The organism is Staphylococcus microti (genome assembly GCF_000934465.1).
Classification (GTDB): Bacteria; Bacillota; Bacilli; order Staphylococcales; family Staphylococcaceae; genus Staphylococcus; species Staphylococcus microti.
Genome location: NZ_JXWY01000017.1, coordinates 1 through 2351 on the forward strand (window position 1 = coordinate 1; position 2351 = coordinate 2351).

Genomic DNA, 2351 nt, shown 5'->3' on the forward strand with positions numbered 1-2351 from the left:
CCCGACATTTTTATTGACCTCCAAATTATAAGAACAAACTAAAGGCACCTAAAGAAAAAAAGGTGTCTTTGGTGTTGTTTGTAATTATAATACTAAACCTATAACAACAAGGTTTCAACACTAAAGGCACCCTTTTTATAATAAGTGTCCATTCTTGTTACAAAAAGTTGCCTTTAGTGTTACAAAAAGTTGCCTTTAGTGTTACAAAAAGTTGCCTTTAGTGTTACAAAAAGTTGCCTTTCACACATCTTAATCCCTTTAGGCTCTAAGGCTCAACACACGCCTAAAAAGGTTTATAAAAAGATTTATAAAAAGATATTAAAAAGCTAACTAATGTTAAACAAATCATTTAAAGATTCTGTCATAGTAGGGTGTGTAAACATATTTGTTTTTATATCTTCTATTGGGATTTTATAATCAATAATAAGTTTTAAAGTATTAATTATCTCTTCAGATTTTCGTCCATATAAACTAGCACCAATCAATGTATTGTTTTCTTTGTTTACAACAATCTTAAACAATCCTCTATGGTCATCATCTATTTTATGACGTGGTATTGCACTAACCAATAGACTCTTTTCTAATATATCAAATCCTTTTTCTTTTGCTTCTTTAGCAGTCAAACCTACTCTTGATAAAGGAGGATCTATAAAAACTGTATAAGGAACGCTTTTTCTATCCTTTAAACTGAATTGCTTCTTACCATAGATAGCATCTCTCAAAATGAAGCGGTCATTTTTAGAAACGTATGTAAATTGAAGCCCCCCCTTAACATCACCTAAAGCATAAACATTTTCTGCGGTGGTTTCTAAGAATTCATTAGTTTTTATCTCTCCGCGCTCACCTAGTTCTACATCTGTATTTTCTAAAGCTAAATCAGTATTTGGCTTTCTACCAATAGCTACTAATATTGCATCAGTTTCTAATGTTTCTTTATTAGTTCTTACATATGCGCTATTTTCATCGTCCTCAACACTTTCTACTTCTCTTGCTGTTAAAAAATTAATGTTCTTTTTCTTCAAATCTTCTAGAATGTGAGAGACTATTTCTTTATCTTCTCGTAGCATTAAAGAATCTGCTTTTTCTATAACTGTAACTTTTGCTCCAAAATTTGCAAAAGTTGATGCAAATTCTAAAGAAATATATCCACCACCTATAATCACCAAATGCTTAGGTAAGCTATCTAGGTTCATAATACCTGTTGAGTCATACACATATTTTGATTGTTTAAGCCCGTCTGCATTGGGAATAATAGGAGATGCACCAGTATTAATAATAATTTTATCCCCAACAATAGTATCTACTAGTTTCCCCTTATCATCTAACAAATTTATTTCATTGTTACTTTTGAATTCTGCCTTATTATCAAAAATAGTAATGTTTTCTTCAATATCTAAATTTTTGTAATTCTTGTTCTTTAAAGCTGCTACAACTTCATTTTTTCGTTTAATTGAATCTTTAAAATCCAACTTATGTTGACTATCGAGGGCTATCACTTTAGATGGAATACACCCTACATTAATACACGTTCCACCATACAAAGCATTCTTCTCTACTACAGCTATCTTTTTACCATTTTGTGCTTCTTCTTTTGCAAATACTTTACCACCTTGACCAAAACCTAAAATAATATAATCGAATTTTTTCATGATAAATTCTCCTTTTTGAATTGTACGGTCTCATTAAAATAAAAAATACAAGAGCTGTAAAATAATTTGCTTAAATTAATTTTAGTATCCATTCTCGTGTTATAATTAGTGAATAAAATCACAATTGGAGTTGCATATTATGCCTTTAAAAAAAGTACCATTAGTAATATCGGGCCTTATCTTAGGTTTATTAGGACTGGGCAATCTTTTAAAAGATTTCTCTCTTTTTTTATGTGCTATTTGTGGGGGGTTAGCTATTATTGTTTTTTTACATCTTTTATATAGTATGGTTATTGATTTTAATAGTGTAAAAGAACAATTGAAAAATCCTCTAGTATCATCTGTATTTACTACTTTTTTTATGTCTGGTTTTTTAGCAACAACTTATTTGAATACATTTTTTAATAAAATCTTTTTTATGAATAATTTAATAGTAGCTATTTGGTTTATATGTTTTACAGCAATTATCATTCATATGGTAATTTTTTCAATTAAATATCTAAAAGATTTTTCTATAGAAAATGTTTTTCCATCATGGACTGTACTTTATATAGGAATTGCTATAGCAGGATTAACAGTAAAAACTAGTGGTCAGTATTGGATTGGCCAAACAACAGTTATTTATGGTTTTTTAGCAACTTGTTTGGTTCTACCTGTTGTTTTCAAACGAGTAAGAATACATCCTTTACAATCATTAGTAAA

Annotated in this window: 2 protein-coding genes; one reads left to right on the forward strand and one right to left on the reverse strand. The window is 29.3% G+C overall.

The genetic code is table 11. The features are described from left to right. Positions 1 to 326: 326 nt before the first annotated feature. Complete coding sequence (gene merA, locus TP70_RS02980) at positions 327 to 1649, reverse strand: hypothiocyanous acid reductase MerA (protein WP_042740070.1); 1323 nt, start codon at positions 1647 to 1649, stop codon at positions 327 to 329. Positions 1650 to 1788: 139 nt separating this feature from the next. On the opposite strand from merA, the gene TP70_RS02985 reads away from it, so the two are divergent. Continuing rightward, the coding region (locus tag TP70_RS02985; RefSeq protein ID WP_044359227.1) for an SLAC1 family transporter at positions 1789 to 2351 on the forward strand (563 nt) is incomplete at its 3' end.

Bases quoted from the DNA above. Each gene is read 5' to 3' on its own strand.
- merA (WP_042740070.1), bottom strand. From the start codon at position 1,649: ATGAAAAAATTCGATTATATTATTTTAGGTTTTGGTCAAGGTGGTAAA.